Source organism: Cellulosimicrobium sp. NPDC057862 (assembly GCF_042797035.1).
In the GTDB taxonomy this organism is placed as follows: Bacteria; Actinomycetota; Actinomycetes; order Actinomycetales; family Cellulomonadaceae; genus Cellulosimicrobium.
This window is the reverse complement of the sequence record NZ_JBHVMH010000005.1, coordinates 1-15733: the sequence shown is the minus strand read 5'-3', so window position 1 is coordinate 15733 and position 15733 is coordinate 1. Positions and strand designations below refer to the sequence as shown.

Below are 15733 nucleotides of genomic sequence, written 5' to 3'. Positions count from 1 at the left end.
CGGCTCAGCGCGGCACCGGCACGAGCGCGACGTCCCGGAGCACCCCGTCGTCGGCGACGGCCGTGAGGACCGTGCCGACCGGCGGACGGCGACGGTCCGTCGGCGAGCCGGGGTTGAGCAGGCGCAGCCCACCCGGCGACGTGGTGTCCCACGGGATGTGGCTGTGCCCGAACACGAGGACGTCCGCGTCGGGGAACGCCGCGTCGGCGCGGCGCTCGCGCCCCTGCTTCGCCCCCGTCTCGTGCACGACGGCGAGCCGCAGCCCGTCGACCGTCGCGCGCGCGACCTCGGGCAGGCGCGCGTGCAGCGCAGGGCCGTCGTTGTTGCCCGCGACGCCGACCAACCGGGCGGCCCGGGACTCCAGGGCGTCCAGCAGGTCGACGCTCACCCAGTCGCCCGCGTGCACGACGACGTCGGCGTCGTCGACGGCGCGCCACACCTGGTCCGGGAGCACCCGCGCCCGCACGGGGACGTGGGTGTCGCTCAGCAGGAGCAGGCGCGTCGGCACGGGTCTCACGATAGGTCGCGCGGTCGGGCCGCGCCGGGCCACGATGGGGCATGCCGATCCCACGCTGGGTGACCCGCAGCAACAAGCGCTTCCTCAACCCCGTGATGCTCCGCGTCGCGACCGGCGTCGGGCCGATGGCGGTGGTCCGGCACGTCGGCCGGCGCAGCGGTCGCGCCTACCGCACGCCGGTCTTCGCGTTCGCGTACCGCGCGTCTCCCACCGAGCCCGTCCGCGTCGTCCTCGCGCTCACGTACGGCCCCGACGTCGACTGGGTGCGCAACGTCGACGCCGCGGGCGAGTTCGTGCTGGAGCGCCGGGGCGAGGAGTTCCGCGTCGAGGACGTGCGGCGCGTCACGGGCGAGGACGGGCTGCGACTCCTGCCCGGCTGGACGAGCGCCGTCCTGCGCCGCACCGGTGTGGACGAGTTCCGGACCGGACGCCTGCGCCGTGCGCTGCCATGATGGGGTCATGACCGACCAGCTCTGGATCACCGGTGACCCCGACGCGGACGCGCTCCTCAGCGACGACGCGTTCGCCCTCCTCGTCGGCATGCTCCTCGACCAGCAGTACCCGATGGAGCACGCGTTCGCGGGACCGCGCAAGATCCGCGACCGCCTCGGCTCCATCGACCCGCGCGCGGTCGCGGAGGCGGACCCCGACGCGTTCGTCACGCTCGCCACGACCCCGCCGGCCATCCACCGGTACGGGCGCTCGATGGCGGCCCGCGTGCAGGACCTGGCGCGCGTCGTCGTCGACGAGTACGACGGCGACGCGACCCGGATCTGGACCGCGCCCGGGTCCAGTGACGACGGTGCGGCAGCGCCGACCGGTGCCGAGGTCCTCGCCCGGCTGCGCGCGCTGCCCGGGTACGGCGACCAGAAGGCCCGCATCTTCCTCGCGCTGCTCGGCAAGCAGCGCGGCGTGCAGCCCGCGGGGTGGCGCGAGGCGGCGGGCCACTACGGCGACGAGGGGTCGCGCCGGTCCATCGCCGACGTCACGAGCCCGGAGTCGCTCGCGGAGGTCCGCACGTTCAAGAAGGCGCAGAAGGCCGCCGCGAAGGCCGCGAAGGCCTGACTCCGCGGGCACGTCGCCGGCCGCGCCGCCGGGCGCACCGCGACGGACGCCCGCGTGCGCGACGACGCCCGGCCGCTATCGTCGGCGCGTGACCACGACGACGCCGCGCGCCCCGGCGCTGCCTCCCTCGACCCGCACGCTCCTGGCCCTCGCCGCGGGCGTGGTGGTGCTCGCAGGCGTCCACACGGCCCGCGAGGTGCTCGCGCCGATCCTCCTCGCGGCGGTGATCGTCATCATCTGCCACCCCGTGCGGTTCCCGCTCGAGCGTCGCGGCTGGCCCCGCTGGGCCGCGACGACGGCGGTCGTGGTGGTCGCCTACCTCATCCTCGCCGTGCTCGTCGCGATGCTCGTGTTCGCAGGCTTCCGGTTCGCCGACCTCGTGCGCGAGTACCTGCCGGCGCTGGTGCGCTCGGTCGAGGACGTCGTCGACCAGCTCGCTGCCGTGGGGATCGACACCGACGTCGCGGAGGCCGCGACGTCGTGGCTGGAGCCCGCCCGGGTCCTCAGCCTCGCCGGGAACGTGTCGGGCATGGCGCTCGGCATCGCGACGGCCTTCTTCTTCGTGCTCGCGTACGCGATCTTCATGGCGGCCGACGCCGCGCGGTACTCGACCGCGACCACGGTCTTCGGCACCGAGCGCGCCGCGACGATCGACCGCGCGTCCCGGTTCAGCGGCGGGGTGCGGCGCTACTTCGTGGTCAACGCGTCGTTCGGTGCGGTCGTGGCGGTCGTCGACGGCATAGCGCTGTTCCTGCTCGGTGTTCCTGCCCCGACGGTGTGGGCGATCCTCGCGTTCGTCACGAACTTCATCCCGAACATCGGCTTCGTGCTCGGCCTCGTCCCGCCCGCGATCATGGCGTTCGTCGTCGGGGGGTGGCAGCTCGCGCTCGCCGTCGTCGCGGTCTACTGCGTCGTGAACGTCGTGCTCCAGGTGCTCGTCCAGCCGAAGTTCGTGGCGGACGCCGTGAACCTCAGCCTGACCCTCAGCTTCGTCTCGGTCGTGTTCTGGACGTTCGTCATCGGACCGCTCGGGGCGATCCTCGCGATCCCGCTCACGCTGCTCGTGCGCGCGCTCGTGCTCGAGCCCGATCCTGGCTCGGGCTGGCTGCGCTGGCTCTCCGGCGACGACGTGCCCCCGTCGGACGCGACGCCGGGCCTCACCCCGGACACCGCACGAGAGGCGACCGCAGACCCGGCCGTTCGGGACCGCGGGACGACCGACGAGCCAGCACCCGTGGCCGAGCCCGAGCCGAACCCTCAGGTACAGCCTGAGGGTTCGGCGGCCGGTGATCCTGCCGGTCCGGAGAGGGCCTAGCGCACACCCTGTTGCGCCGGTGCTGGTGGTCCCTAGGCTGGCAGACGGCGGGTGTCCGCCCGTCACCGGTACGGGGGAGGAACCATGGCGCACGGAGACATCACGCACATCGACATCCCGGTGAGCGACAGCGGCAGGGCCACGCAGTTCTACGGCGAGCTGTTCGGCTGGCAGATCGCCGAGGTCCCCGGCTTCGAGGGTTACCCGATGTGGCAGGCACCGAACAAGATCAGCGGCGGCGGCCTCGCGCCGCGGTCCGAGGGGTTCACGACCCCGCGCAGCTATGTCGAGGTCGACTCGATCGAGGACACGCTCGCGAAGGTGCGCGAGCTCGGCGGGCGCGTGGTCCTGGAGAAGTCCGAGATCAGCCCGACGTCCTGGTGGGCGGCGTTCGAGGACGCCGACGGGAACCAGATCGGCCTCTACGAGGGCACGACGGACGCCGGCTGACCACGCCGGGCGCGCACGCCCGGGCGGTCGTCACGGTCGGAGCGACAGCACGCGACCGTCCGGGTCGTCCGGTCGGCGCGGCCGCAGCGTGGGCGGGGGCGGCCACGGGAGCTCGTAGCGCTCGACGGGGACGTCGATCGCACCGAAGTCGTCCGTCTGCACGACCACGCCGTCCGGCGTGACCTCCACGAGCCGGACGCGCACGGGCGGCGCGTCCTCCTGCTCGAGCACCCAGACCTCGGCCAGCCACGCGAGGCTGACCTCGTCGAGCGCCTCCTCGGCCTCCAGCCAGTCCACCGGTCCGGTCAGCTCGCGCCCGAGGAGCGAGACGGCGACCCAGAGGTCACCGTCGGGACGGATCCAGCCCACGTGCTCGCGGTCGTCGGGGCGGCGGTGCGGGATCCACTCGGCGGGCAGCATCCCGGCAGGCTAGCCGCCCACCGTCCCGCGAGCCACGGGATTGCGGCCCGGTCGCGCTCGTCCGCTCAGTCGACGGGGACCTGCTCGTCGCCCGACCCCTCGCGGAAGCCCTCGCCGAACCCGTCGCGGTAGCCGCGGTCGTAGGCCTCGGCGCTCCCCTCCCGGAACAGGTCGTCGACCGAGGGCCGCACGAGCGAGCGCGCCCCGGGCCCGTCGTCGTCGCCGACGTACCGGCCGAGCCCCCGCACGACGGCGACGGGCCTCCCCGCCGTCTTGCCGCGCACGAGCTCGCTCGCGGAGGCCACCTCGTCGGCGACGGCGGTGACGGTCACGGAGAGGGCCCGGCCGTGCGCGTCCACGCCGCCGCGCAGGTCCTCGGCGACGACGATCCCTGCGGCGCCGATCGCGACGTCGACGAGCCCGTCGCGCCACGCGCGGCCCGCGGTGTCCGTGACGACGACGCCGAGGTGGGCGAGACCGAACCGGTCGCGCAGCGCGGTCCGCAGCGCCCGGGCCGAGGCGTCCGGGTCGCGCGGGAGCAGCAGGACCGTCCCGTCGGGGGTGTTGGAGGCGTCGACCCCGGCCGCGGCCATGACGAGGCCGAGGTGGTTCTCCACGATGCGCAACGGAGGCTGTCCGGGGCGCTCGCGCGTCGCGACGACGCGCACCGTCTCGTCCGTGATCGCCTGCTCGCGGTCGGCGGCGGCGACGACGCGGCCCTCCGCCTTGGAGACGACCTTGCTCGTCACCACGACGACGTCGCCCTCCGCGAGCGCGTCGGCCGGCGCGGCCGCGGCGAGCAGGTCGCCGACGAGCGCGGCGAGGTCGTCGCCCGGGCGCACCTCGCCCAGGCCCGACGGCGCCCACGCGGACAGGCGCGCGTCGTCGGCCTCGCGCGCGCCGCCGTCGGGCACGACCGCACCCGCGCCGCCGGAGGTCATCGCGCCAGCTTCGGCAGGACCTCGCGGCCGAAGACCTCGATCCACTCCCGCTGGTTGCGGCCCACGTTGTGGAGGTAGATCCGGTCGAAGCCGAGGTCGACGAACTTCTGGACGTACGCGCGGTGCTCGTCGGGGTCGGCCGAGATCACCATGCGGCCCTCGAAGTCCTCGGGGCGCACGAGCTTGGCCATCTGCTCGAAGTCGTGGGGCGAGCGGATGTCGGCCTTGGGGAACTTCATGCCGCCGTTGGGCCACTCGGTCATCGCGTTCGCGAGCGCCTCCTCGTCCGTCGCGGCCCAGGACAGGTGGAGCTGGAGCACCTTGGGCATCGCCTGCGGGTCGCGGCCGGACTCGCGGACGCCGTCGTCGAACTTGCCGAACAGCATGGAGATCTTCTCCAGCGGGGCGCCGACCGTGATGAGGCCGTCCGCGTGCCGCCCGGCGCGCTTGGCCGTCACCGGGCCGGCCGTGGCGACGAGGATCTCGGGCGCGACCTCGGGCATGGTCCACAGGCGCGTGGACTCCATCTTGTAGAACTGCCCGGAGTGCTTGACGTCCTTGTTGTCCAGCCCGGACTGGAACAGCTTCTTGATGACGTCGATCGCCTCGAACATGCGGTTGATGCGCTCGGGCGCCTCCGGCCAGTAGCCCGCGACGACGTGCTCGTTGAGCGCCTCGCCCGAGCCCAGGCCGAGCCAGTGCCGCCCGGGGTACATCGCGGCGAGCGTGGCCGAGGCCTGCGCGACCATCGCGGGGTGCCACCGGAACGTCGGCGCCGTGACGCCCGGCCCGAGGTCGCCCGTCGTGCGCTCGCCGAGCGCGGTGAGCACGTTCCACACGAACGACGACTCGCCCTGCGCCGGGACCCACGGCTGGAAGTGGTCCGCCGCCATCGTGCCGGAGAAGCCGTGCTCCTCCGCGTAGGCCGAGAGCGCGACGGCCTCGGTCGGGTGGAACTGCTCGAGCATGGCGGCATAGCCGATCGTCAGACCCATGCTCCGACCCTAGTACGCGCCGGGCGAGGTCTCGCCAGGATCGGGCCGGGGCCGCCCGCCACGGCGGTCCCGGCCGGACGCCCTAGACGTGGACGGGGGTCAGCGCCGCGTACTCCTCGACGGAGCCGTTCCGCAGGCAGACCTCGATGATCTGCCGCCCCAGCGGGTCGAGGTCGTCGGTGAGGAACTGCCGGAGCTCGCTGGCGAAGAAGTCGGTGATGATCCGCGCTCCGGCGTCGTAGGCCTCGAGGCCGACCTGGGACTGGAGCTCGGGCCGCAGGAACGTGGGTCGGACGAGCTGGCCGTCGATCTTCATCTCCGTGAGCGTGTACCCGAACAGCGGGCAGCGGGCCGGGGTGAGCTCCTCGGGGCGCAGGCGCCCGCCCCCGCGCCGCGCGAGGTACTCGCGGGTCAGCCACTCGGCGGCGAAGTCGACCTTGTACGCGCCGATGTGCTGGTTGGGCGTCAGGACGTACCGGGTCCGGTCCGTCTCCACGAGCTGGCGCAGCAGGAGGTTCGCCGCCGCGACCTTGGTCCCGGTCGCGAACGGCCAGTACGACCCGACGCCCTCTGCGACCATGCCGCCGTGCGCCAGGGCCTCGGTGGCCGACCGCGACTCGCCGATCGAGGGGTTCTTGTCGCCGCGCGGCGCGACGAGCCGCCAGATCCACGCGAGCGAGGCGGGGACGACGTGCGTCATGCCCATGATCCCGTAGGTCGGGTGGTCCCGGGTGCAGGCCGGCATACGGGCGCCGAAGGTCCGGACGTCGACCTCCGCCGGCCCCACGACGTCGGTGAGCAGGTGCCGGGGCACGACGACCCGCGGGTTGGGGCACCGCCGGCCGTCGGAGTCGAGCGAGTGCTCCCAGGGCAGCACGGTGGCGTCGGGGACGCCGTCGATGTTGAAGAAGACGAGCGGGACGTCGGGGTGGATGCACGCGCGCTCCAGGTGGGCGTCCTGGCCGTAGCCGGTCAGGTTGTCGACGCGCACGAACCAGCCCTCCTCCGCGTCCGTGACGACGAGGCGCCCGTCGCCCGTCTGGAGCCCGGCGTGGCACAGCGTCATGTCGTCGGTGACCGGGTCGAGCGCGCTCGTCTCCCCCAGCGTGATGACGTACGGCTCGTCGGTCACCACGTTGGTGCCCAGCAGGATCCGCCCGTCCTCCTGACGACGGATCTCCTGGCACATCTCGGACTTGCCGCCGCCCGACGCGCCCTCGTGCATGACGACGGTCTCGTTCTCGTACGGCGTGGTGACCCGGACCGACGACGCGTGCGCCGTGACCCAGCCCTCGCGCTCGCCCACGTCGAGCAGCACCGAGAAGACGCCCTTCTTCGCGCTCGGACCGGGGTAGAGGTTGTAGGCGAACACCTCGTGCAGCGTCTCGGAGCGGTCGTGCACGACGACCTGGCGCCCGTCGAAGCGGGTGTGGCGGAACGGCGGGGCGACGTAGAGGATCGAGCGCGGCGCGAACGGCCCGAGCTCGTCGAACGTGGTCCAGCCCTGGAGGTCGACGAGGGCGAGGGCGAAGAACGCCGCGTTGACGGGGCAGACGGCGAGCGACGGGTAGCCGTGGGTCCGCCCGCCGGCGCGGAACGGCACGACGACGAGCTCCTGGGTCCCGAGCCACGCGAGCGTCTCGTCCTTGACCGGCCCGAACCCGGCCCCGAAGACGTCGCGGTAGCGCGGCTTGTCGGTCGGCAGGTCGTCGGCGATGCGCATGCAGTCCGGGTCGCGCCGGCGCATGTAGTCCTCGGGGTAGTTCACGGCGATCCCGTTCCGGCACCGCACGACCTCCGCCTCGGGCACGAGCGTGCCGCCGGCGTCGTACTCGACGACGAACCGCGGACCGCCCTCGGGACCGAGCGCGAGGCGGTACAGCTCGTCGCGCGAGGACGGCACGACGAGGGCCGGGCACGCGGCGAGCGCGGCCTCGAGCGCCGGCGGGACGACGACGCCGGGCGGCAGCGCCCCGGTCGTGGACGCGCGGTCGGTGGTCGTGAGGGTCATGGCTGCTCCCGGTGGTCGGCGCGAGGGACGAGATCGAGGTGCGCCCACGAGCACCCGTGTCTTTGCGTGCAGGTTACGAGTCGATGACCAATCACCCCCAGGGACCTTGGACCCGTCTTGGGCTCTTCCACGGGTCGGGCACGCGTCCCGCGCGCCGCGCCGACCCCCGCTAGCCTCTCGCCGGTGAACACCTCTCCCCCGCCCGGCGCGACCCTCGACACGCGAGCCCTCGTGGAGCCCGTGGACCGCGCGGCGGTGCGCGCGCACCACCGGGAGCTCCGTCGCGGGGCACGCGCGGAACGGGCGCGCACGAGATCCTCGGTGACATCCTCGGTGCTCGCGAGGGTGCTCGGAACCACCTTCCTCGCCCTCCTGCTCGCCGTCGGGGCGGCCGTCGTCGGTGCCGTCCTCGCCCTCGCCGTGGTCGGTCTCGTCGCCGCCGGGGTCGCCCTCCCGGTCGCCGTCGGTCTCGTGGTGGCCGGCGTCGTCGCGCTCGGTCTTCTCGTCGTCCGAGGCGTACGGGGGTCGTCCGCCCGGGAGCACGAGCAGGCGTACCGGCTGAGCAGGTTCGCCGCGGCGAACGGGTTCGACGTCGAGCCGCGGGTCGACGAGCCCGCACGGCCCAGCGGAGCGTTCGGCATCGGCATCCTCCGCGTCGCCCGGAACGTCGTCCGTACGCGGGGCCCGCGCACCGTGGAGGTCGCGACCTACACCTACAGCGCCGGCTACCGCGACGGCGAGCCCTTCGCGTTCACCTACGCCATGGTCGCCCTCGACCGCACCCTGCCCCGCGTCGTCGTGGAGACGATGCCCGCCCGGGGCGTGCGGGGCGCCCGGGCGCCGCAGGGGGTCGAGCGCGTGTGGGAGCTGCCGGTCGACGGCCCGTTCGGCGACCGCCACCAGGCCTACGGGCCCGTGCGGTCCGCGACCGGCACCGCGCGCGCCGTCTTCACCCCGGAGATCGTCGAGACGCTCGTCCGCGGCCCCCTCCCGCTCGCCGCCGAGGTGTCCGGGGACAGGCTCTTCCTATTCAGCGAGCGCGCGCTCGACCTGCTCGACCCCGCGGTCTGGGAACGCCTCCTGGGGGCCGCCGCCGACCTGGCAGCGCGCGTGTCCCGCGCGGACGGGCAAGACGGTCCGTCCGCCGCGCCCGGCACCCGGTGACGACCGCGGCCGGGACGCGAGACGCCGTCGGGAGCGGCCCCGAGATCTGGGAGAATGGGCGACCATGAGCGACTTCCCGACGAACGCGCCGACGGGCGCGGCCGATGCCACTGCAGCAACGACCTCCTCCGCCGGCCGCGTAGCCGGCGACGTCGTCCGCGCGGTGGTCGCGGGAGTACCCGACCGGGTGAGCCTCGACGGGCTCGAGGAGACCTACGACGCCCGCTGGGCCGAGCAGGGGACGTACGCGTTCGACCGCTCCAGGACCCGCGAGCAGGTCTTCTCCATCGACACCCCGCCGCCGACGGTCTCCGGGTCCCTGCACGTGGGCCACGTGTTCTCCTACACGCACACGGACGTCGTCGCGCGGTTCCAGCGCATGCGCGGCCTCGAGGTGTTCTACCCCATGGGCTGGGACGACAACGGCCTGCCCACCGAGCGTCGGGTGCAGAACTACTACGGCGTGCGCTGCGACCCCACGCTCGGCTACGTCGAGGGCTTCGAGCCCCCGCACGAGGGCGGCGAGGGCAAGTCGGTCAAGGCTGCGGACCAGGTGCCGGTGAGCCGCCGCAACTTCATCGAGCTGTGCGAGCGCCTGACCGCCGAGGACGAGAAGCAGTTCGAGGCGCTGTGGCGCCGGCTCGGGCTCTCGGTCGACTGGGCGCAGCACTACCAGACGATCGACGCGCGGTCGCGCACGGCAGCGCAGCGCGCGTTCCTGCGCAACCTCGGCCGCGGCGAGGCGTACCAGGCCGAGGCGCCGGGGCTGTGGGACGTGACGTTCCAGACCGCGGTCGCGCAGGCCGAGCTCGAGGCGCGCGACTACCCCGGTCACTTCCACAAGGTCGCGTTCCACCGCGTCGCGCCGGGCACGCCCGACGACGGCGCCCCGGTCTACATCGAGACGACGCGCCCCGAGCTGCTCGCCGCGTGCGTCGCGCTCGTCGCGCACCCGGACGACGAGCGCTACCAGCACCTGTTCGGCACGACGGTGCGCTCGCCGCTGTTCGACGTCGAGCTGCCCGTCCTCGCCCACCCCGCCGCCGAGCGCGACAAGGGTGCGGGCATCGCGATGTGCTGCACGTTCGGCGACCTCACCGACGTGCAGTGGTGGCGCGAGCTCCAGCTCCCCACCCGGTCGATCATCACGCGCGACGGCCGCATCACGCGCGAGACCCCGGACTGGATCACGTCGCACTCCGGCCAGGGCGTGTTCGCCGAGATCGAGGGCAAGACGACGTTCTCCGCGCGCCAGGTCGTCGTCGACGCCCTGCGGGACACGGGAGACCTCGACGGCGAGCCCGTGGCGACCCAGCGCAAGGCGAACTTCTTCGAGAAGGGCGACAAGCCCCTCGAGATCGTCACCTCGCGCCAGTGGTACATCCGCAACGGCGGCCGCGACTGGACCACCGCGGACGGCACCGTCCGCGACCTGCGCGGCGAGCTTCTCGGCCGGGGCAAGGAGCTCGCGTTCCACCCCGACTTCATGCGCGTGCGCTACGAGAACTGGGTCGGCGGCCTCAACGGCGACTGGCTCATCTCGCGCCAGCGCTTCTTCGGCGTCGCGATCCCGCTCTGGTACCCCGTGCTCGAGTCGGGCGAGGTCGACCACGACCACCCGATCGTCCCGTCCGAGGACGTGCTTCCGGTCGACCCGTCGTCCGACGTGCCGGCCGGGTACACCGAGGACCAGCGCGGCGTGCCGGGCGGGTTCGTCGGCGAGAACGACATCATGGACACGTGGGCGACGTCGTCGCTCACGCCGCAGATCGCGGGCGGCTGGGAGGTCGACCCCGACCTCTTCGAGCGCGTCTTCCCCATGGACCTGCGCCCGCAGGGCCAGGACATCATCCGGACCTGGCTCTTCTCGACCGTCGTGCGCTCGCACCTCGAGTTCGGCTCGCTGCCGTGGAAGAACGCCGCGATCTCGGGCTGGATCCTCGACCCCGACCGCAAGAAGATGTCGAAGTCCAAGGGCAACGTCGTCACGCCGATGGGCCTGCTCGAGGAGCACGGCTCGGACGCGGTGCGGTACTGGGCCGCCTCGGCCCGCCTGGGCACGGACGCCGCGTTCGAGGTCGGCCAGATGAAGATCGGCCGCCGCCTCGCGATCAAGATCCTCAACGCGTCGAAGTTCGCGCTGTCGTTCGGCGTCGATGCCGAGAGCGGGACCGGCGAGATCGTCCTCGACCCCGCGCTCGTCACCGAGACGCTCGACCGCGCGATGCTCGCGGGCCTCGCGTCCGTCGTCGAGAAGGCGACCGAGGCGTTCGAGGCGTACGACCACACCCGCGCGCTCGAGACCACGGAGACGTTCTTCTGGACGTTCTGCGACGACTACCTCGAGCTCGTCAAGGACCGCGCGTACGGGGCCGGGGCCGCGGCGTCCGACGTCTCGCCCGAGACCCGGTCGGCGCGCGTCGCGCTCGCGATCGCGCTCGACACGCTCCTGCGCCTCTTCGCGCCGTTCGTGCCGTTCGCGACCGAGGAGGTCTGGTCGTGGTGGCGCGCGCCCGAGGGCTCGATCCACCGCGCGCCGTGGCCGACGTCCGACGTCGCGCGTGCGGCCGCGGGCGACGCCGAGCCGGCCGTGCTCACCGCCGCGGGCCACGCGCTCGCCGCGCTGCGCAAGGTCAAGTCCGAGGCGAAGGTCTCCATGCGCACGCCGATCCTCGCGGCGACCGTGGCCGTCCCGGCGGCGTCGCTCGCGGGCGTCGAGGCGTCGGTCGTCGACGTCCGCAACGGCGGGCGCGTCACCGGCACGCTCGACCTCGTGGCGACCACGGAGGGCCAGGGCGACTCAGCCGTCCAGGGCGGGATCGTCGTCGTCTCCTCCGAGCTCGGCGAGCCCGAGGCGCGCAAGAAGGCCTGACGCCCGGTCTCAGCGCGACGCCCTCCCCGGCTCCGGCCGGGGAGGGCGTCGTCGCGTGCGGGCTCGTCAGATGATCTCGCCGCGCAGCCGCGCGTCGTCGCCGGACATCGTCGCCGCGACCTCGCGCGGCGTGCCCTCGTCGGCCCAGCGCAGGGTCGCGCCGACGCCCTCGATGAGCTCGACGCTGCCCTCGGGCGCGAACGTCAGGCCGGCGTCCTGGCCGATCGCGGCGCGGACGAGCGCGACCGTCGCAGGGAGCTTCTCGAGGCCCTCGGTGACCCCCAGGTCATGGATCTCCTCCTTGGTCGCGGCGATGTGCATCGGGCTCGGCCCGATCCACAGCGAGCGGCCGTCCAGGGCGGCGTCCTGACCGTACTCGTCGGCCAGGACGAGCTCCTTCACCTGCCCGCGCGCCAGGACCGCGACGACGTCCTCGACGGAGGTCACGGCACCCGACTCGCGCCCCTGCTCCTGGCGGAACTCCGCGAGGACCTTCTCGCGCCGGCGCTCACGGAAGCTGTCGAGCGCGTCGGCGACGTTCGACTCGAACGCGGCCTCGTTGATGCCCGGCCCGCGACCGCCGCCCGGGACCTCGACGACGAGCTCCGCCGTCGCGCGGCCCAGCGCCCCGCGCACGAGGGGCACCGCGCGCACGTCGCCGGTGAGGAGCACGAGCTCCGGGCGGTACTCCGCCGCCTGGCGCTCGAGCTCGGCAGCGACCGCCTCGGCGTTGCGCTCCCACGAGTCCTCTGCCCGGGACTCGATGCGCTTGTGGGACAGGCCGCCGGTGCGGACCTTGTTGATGACGTCGTGGCCGCCCTCGACCGACTCCGGCTCCGCGTACGGCAGGTGGCCGCCCGCGACCGACCACGTGAGGTCCGCGCCCTGGCGGTCGACGACGACGCGCACGTAGTCGACGGACTCGTCGGCCGCGCGCGCCGCCTGGAGCAGCGCCGGGACCGGTCCCCACGACCCCTTCGTGAGCGCCGGCGGGTCCTTGACGACGCGGTCGACGAGCACACCCGTGTCGTCCGCGATCAGCACGCGCCCGTGGGTGCCGCCGACCCGCGTCGGCCGCAGCACCACCTCCTCGAGGTCCTCGAGGACGGCGTCGGGCGCGCCCTCCTGGCGCAGCGTGCGCCGCACGCCCTTCCAGCGGTTCTCGACCTCGCGGTCCCCGGCCTCGTGGGCCCGCGTCGCGTCGATGTACACCGTCGCGAAGGGGCCCGGGTGGCCGAGGAGGGGCTTGAGCCAATCGATCTTCATGCGAACACCTCTAGCGTCCGTCGGCGTGGCGGGCGGGCCGCCCGGCGCGCAGGTCGTGCCGACGCCGGGGCCCACCCTGGGACCCCTCCAGGGTCGGTCAGATCGACCGGGGTCGCCACCGCGCGTCAGGCGGGTCCGTCACGGGCGCCTGCCGTCAGGAGTAGGTGTCGAGGACGGGCGTGCCCTCGCCCGAGGCGGCGTGGTCGGCGGCGATCCGCTCGTGGTGGCGGATGACCTCGCGGACGATGAACTCGCGGAACTGCTCGGCGAACTCCGGGTCGAGTCCCGCAGCATCGGCGATGCCCGTCAGGCGCGCGATCTGCTGCCGGTCCCGGTCCGGGTCGGCCGGGGGCAGCCCGCCCTGCGCCTTGAGCTCCCCGACCCGGCGCGTGAACTTGAACCGCTCGGCGAGCAGGTGCATGAGCGCCGCGTCGATGTTGTCGATGCTGTCGCGCAGCGTGAGGATCTCGGCGGGGACGGCGGGCTGGCCGGTCTGGTTCGTCACCCACCGATCCTAGGCGCGCCCGACGACCCCGAGGAACGCGATACTCGGAGTACGGAGTAAAGTGTCACGCCGTCCCTACCTGCCGTCCCACTCAGCGGAGAGTCCCATGACGGAACACGCGTCGCCGAGCCTCGTCGAGGTCTCCCCCACGGCGACCATCAGCACCCTCCTCACCGACCGCGTCGCCCGCGGTCCCCACGCGACGCTCGTCGAGCGCCGGACCACCGCGGACGGCCCGTGGGAGCCCGTCACCGCGCAGGAGTTCGAGGCGGACGTCGTCGCCGTCGCGCGCGGCCTCGTGGCCCGCGGCATCGAGCCCGGCGACCACGTCGCGATCATGTCCCGCACGCGCTACGAGTGGACGCTGCTCGACTTTGCCACGTGGGCCGTGGGTGCCGTCCCCGTGCCCGTCTACGAGACGTCGTCGGCCGAGCAGGTGCACTGGATCTGCTCCGACGCCGCCGTCCGCCTCGCCCTCGTGGAGACCGCGTCCCACGCCGCCGAGGTGGCGTCCGTCCGCGACCGCCTCCCCGACCTCGAGGACGTGCTCGTCGTCGAGGACGGCGCCGTCGACGCCCTCCGCGCCGCGGGCGCCGACGTGCCCGCCGAGGAGATCGACCGCCGTCGTGCCGCCCAGCGGGTCGACGACCTCGCGACGGTCATCTACACCTCCGGGTCGACCGGGCGCCCCAAGGGCGTCGAGCTCACGCACCGCAACTTCGTGCACCTCGCGCTCAACGGCCGGGCAGGATTGGCCGAGATCCTCGACTCCGACGGCGCCCGCACGCTGCTGTTCCTCCCGCTCGCCCACGTCTTCGCGCGCTTCATCCAGGTCGTCGTCGTCGCGTCGAACGCCGTGCTCGCGCACTCGTGGGACACCAAGAACCTCGTCGCCGACCTCGGGACGTTCCACCCGACGTTCCTGCTGGCCGTGCCGCGCGTGTTCGAGAAGGTCTACAACACCGCCGAGCAGAAGACGGGGACCGGCGCCAAGCGCAAGGTGTTCCACTGGGCCGCGAAGGTCGCCATCACCTGGTCGCGCGCGCTCGACGCCGCGGGCGGCCCGTCGTTCGGGCTGCGCGTGCAGCACGCCCTCGCCGACCGGCTCGTCTACTCGACGCTGCGGTCCGCGATGGGCGGGCAGCTCACGTACTCGATCTCCGGCGGCGCGCCCCTCGGCGAGCGGCTCGGCCACTTCTACCGGGGAGTCGGGCTGCGCATCCTCGAGGGCTACGGTCTCACCGAGACGACCGCCCCCACCGCCGTGAACCTGCCCGGCCTCACCAAGATCGGCACCGTCGGGCCCGCGTTCCCCGGTACGTCGCTGCGCATCGACGAGGACGGCGAGCTGCTCGTCAAGGGCGACCACATCTTCCGCGGCTACCGCAACCAGCCCGAGCTCACCGCCGAGGCGCTCCAGGACGGCTGGTTCCGCACCGGCGACCTCGGCGCGTTCGACGACGACGGCTACCTGCGCATCACCGGCCGCAAGAAGGAGATCATCGTCACCGCCGGCGGCAAGAACGTCGCCCCCGCCGTGCTCGAGGACCGCCTCCGCGCGCACCCGCTCGTGAGCCAGGTCGTCGTCGTGGGCGACCAGCGACCCTTCATCGGCGCGCTCGTCACGCTCGACGCCGAGATGCTGCCCGGCTGGCTCTCGACTCACGGCCTGCCGACCATGGACGTCGACACCTCCGCGCAGGACCCAGACGTCCTCGCCGCGCTCGACCGCGCCGTCGCGCACGCCAACGAGGCCGTCTCCCGCGCCGAGTCGATCCGCAAGATCACCGTGCTCACCACCGACTTCACCGAGCAGAACGGCTACCTCACCCCGTCCCTCAAGGTGAAGCGCGGGCTCGTCATCAAGGACTTCGCCGACACCATCGACACCCTCTACGGCGCCAAGGTGGGCGCCGACGCCTGACCGAGCCCCCAGCCCCGGTCCTCCGAGGTAGAGCCGCGTGGTCGCGCGAGGTAGAGCCGCAGTCCGCCGAGGTAGAGCCGTGGTTGCGCGAGGTAGAGCCGCGGTCTTTGTGCCCGACGACGCGTGGTCGGCCTGGGTGGTCGGGGTGGGTGGTGGTGCCGCGTCTACCATCCGCCGCTCGTTCCTCGCGGCTGGAGCCTGACCCGCTTTCCCGGACACCTGATCTGAGGCGATGATCGCCTCGGGAGAGGAGTCCGTGATGCCTGCAGCCAAGCCGCCGGAGTTCCG

The 15733-nt window shown here is 73.4% G+C and carries 14 protein-coding genes; 7 read left to right on the top strand and 7 right to left on the bottom strand.

Annotation, left to right across the window (positions count from 1 at the left end; all coding sequences use genetic code 11):
- Positions 1-4: 4 nt before the first annotated feature.
- The gene (locus tag ACFVN3_RS08625) at positions 5-508 is read right to left on the bottom strand and encodes a metallophosphoesterase family protein (protein WP_378232377.1); all 504 of its coding nucleotides are present in this window, start codon (positions 506-508) and stop codon (positions 5-7) included.
- A gap of 50 nt (positions 509-558) precedes the next feature.
- Between ACFVN3_RS08625 and ACFVN3_RS08620 the strand changes: the two genes are divergently transcribed.
- The 4 genes from ACFVN3_RS08620 to ACFVN3_RS08605 all read left to right on the top strand — a co-directional run bounded on the left by ACFVN3_RS08620 (position 559) and on the right by ACFVN3_RS08605 (position 3347).
- On the top strand, positions 559-969 hold the full coding sequence (locus tag ACFVN3_RS08620) for a nitroreductase family deazaflavin-dependent oxidoreductase (protein ID WP_378232376.1): 411 nt from the start codon (positions 559-561) through the stop codon (positions 967-969).
- Positions 970-976: 7 nt separating this feature from the next.
- On the top strand, positions 977-1582 hold the full coding sequence (locus tag ACFVN3_RS08615; protein ID WP_378232375.1) for an HhH-GPD-type base excision DNA repair protein: 606 nt from the start codon (positions 977-979) through the stop codon (positions 1580-1582).
- An 88-nt stretch (positions 1583-1670) separates the two neighbouring features.
- Entirely contained in the window at positions 1671-2897 is a 1227-nt protein-coding gene (locus ACFVN3_RS08610) for an AI-2E family transporter (protein WP_378232374.1), read from the top strand.
- An 84-nt stretch (positions 2898-2981) separates the two neighbouring features.
- Positions 2982-3347, top strand: coding sequence for a VOC family protein (locus ACFVN3_RS08605; protein ID WP_047232624.1), 366 nt, complete (start codon positions 2982-2984; stop codon positions 3345-3347).
- A gap of 30 nt (positions 3348-3377) precedes the next feature.
- Here the strand turns inward: ACFVN3_RS08605 and ACFVN3_RS08600 are convergent, their stop codons facing one another.
- The 4 genes from ACFVN3_RS08600 to ACFVN3_RS08585 all read right to left on the bottom strand — a co-directional run bounded on the left by ACFVN3_RS08600 (position 3378) and on the right by ACFVN3_RS08585 (position 7714).
- Positions 3378-3767, bottom strand: coding sequence for a hypothetical protein (locus tag ACFVN3_RS08600; RefSeq protein ID WP_378232373.1), 390 nt, complete (start codon positions 3765-3767; stop codon positions 3378-3380).
- 65 nt (positions 3768-3832) lie between these two features.
- The gene (gene cofE, locus ACFVN3_RS08595) at positions 3833-4708 is read right to left on the bottom strand and encodes a coenzyme F420-0:L-glutamate ligase (protein WP_378232372.1); all 876 of its coding nucleotides are present in this window, start codon (positions 4706-4708) and stop codon (positions 3833-3835) included.
- Positions 4705-5703, bottom strand: a complete 999-nt coding sequence (locus ACFVN3_RS08590; protein ID WP_378232371.1) for a TIGR03557 family F420-dependent LLM class oxidoreductase — start codon at positions 5701-5703, stop codon at positions 4705-4707. The genes cofE and ACFVN3_RS08590 overlap by 4 nt, the downstream gene beginning before the upstream one ends.
- Positions 5704-5785: 82 nt before the next feature.
- Complete coding sequence (locus ACFVN3_RS08585; RefSeq protein ID WP_378232369.1) at positions 5786-7714, bottom strand: DUF4914 family protein; 1929 nt, start codon at positions 7712-7714, stop codon at positions 5786-5788.
- Between the two features lie 345 nt (positions 7715-8059).
- Between ACFVN3_RS08585 and ACFVN3_RS08580 the strand changes: the two genes are divergently transcribed.
- A complete protein-coding gene (locus ACFVN3_RS08580; RefSeq protein WP_378232368.1) occupies positions 8060-8878 on the top strand; it encodes a hypothetical protein in 819 nt (272 codons plus the stop codon).
- Positions 8879-8942: 64 nt separating this feature from the next.
- Positions 8943-11750, top strand: a complete 2808-nt coding sequence (valS, locus tag ACFVN3_RS08575) for a valine--tRNA ligase (RefSeq protein ID WP_378232367.1) — start codon at positions 8943-8945, stop codon at positions 11748-11750.
- A 66-nt stretch (positions 11751-11816) separates the two neighbouring features.
- Here the strand turns inward: valS and ACFVN3_RS08570 are convergent, their stop codons facing one another.
- Together ACFVN3_RS08570 and ACFVN3_RS08565 are read right to left on the bottom strand one after the other, a co-directional pair.
- Entirely contained in the window at positions 11817-13016 is a 1200-nt protein-coding gene (locus ACFVN3_RS08570; RefSeq protein ID WP_378232366.1) for a Vms1/Ankzf1 family peptidyl-tRNA hydrolase, read from the bottom strand.
- 154 nt (positions 13017-13170) lie between these two features.
- Positions 13171-13521: a chorismate mutase gene (locus tag ACFVN3_RS08565; RefSeq protein ID WP_378232365.1), complete on the bottom strand. Its 351-nt coding sequence runs from the start codon at positions 13519-13521 to the stop codon at positions 13171-13173.
- Between the two features lie 106 nt (positions 13522-13627).
- Here ACFVN3_RS08565 and ACFVN3_RS08560 point away from each other — a divergent pair, with 106 nt between their 5' ends.
- Positions 13628-15445: an AMP-dependent synthetase/ligase gene (locus tag ACFVN3_RS08560; protein ID WP_378232364.1), complete on the top strand. Its 1818-nt coding sequence runs from the start codon at positions 13628-13630 to the stop codon at positions 15443-15445.
- The last annotated feature ends 288 nt before the right edge of the window (positions 15446-15733 follow it).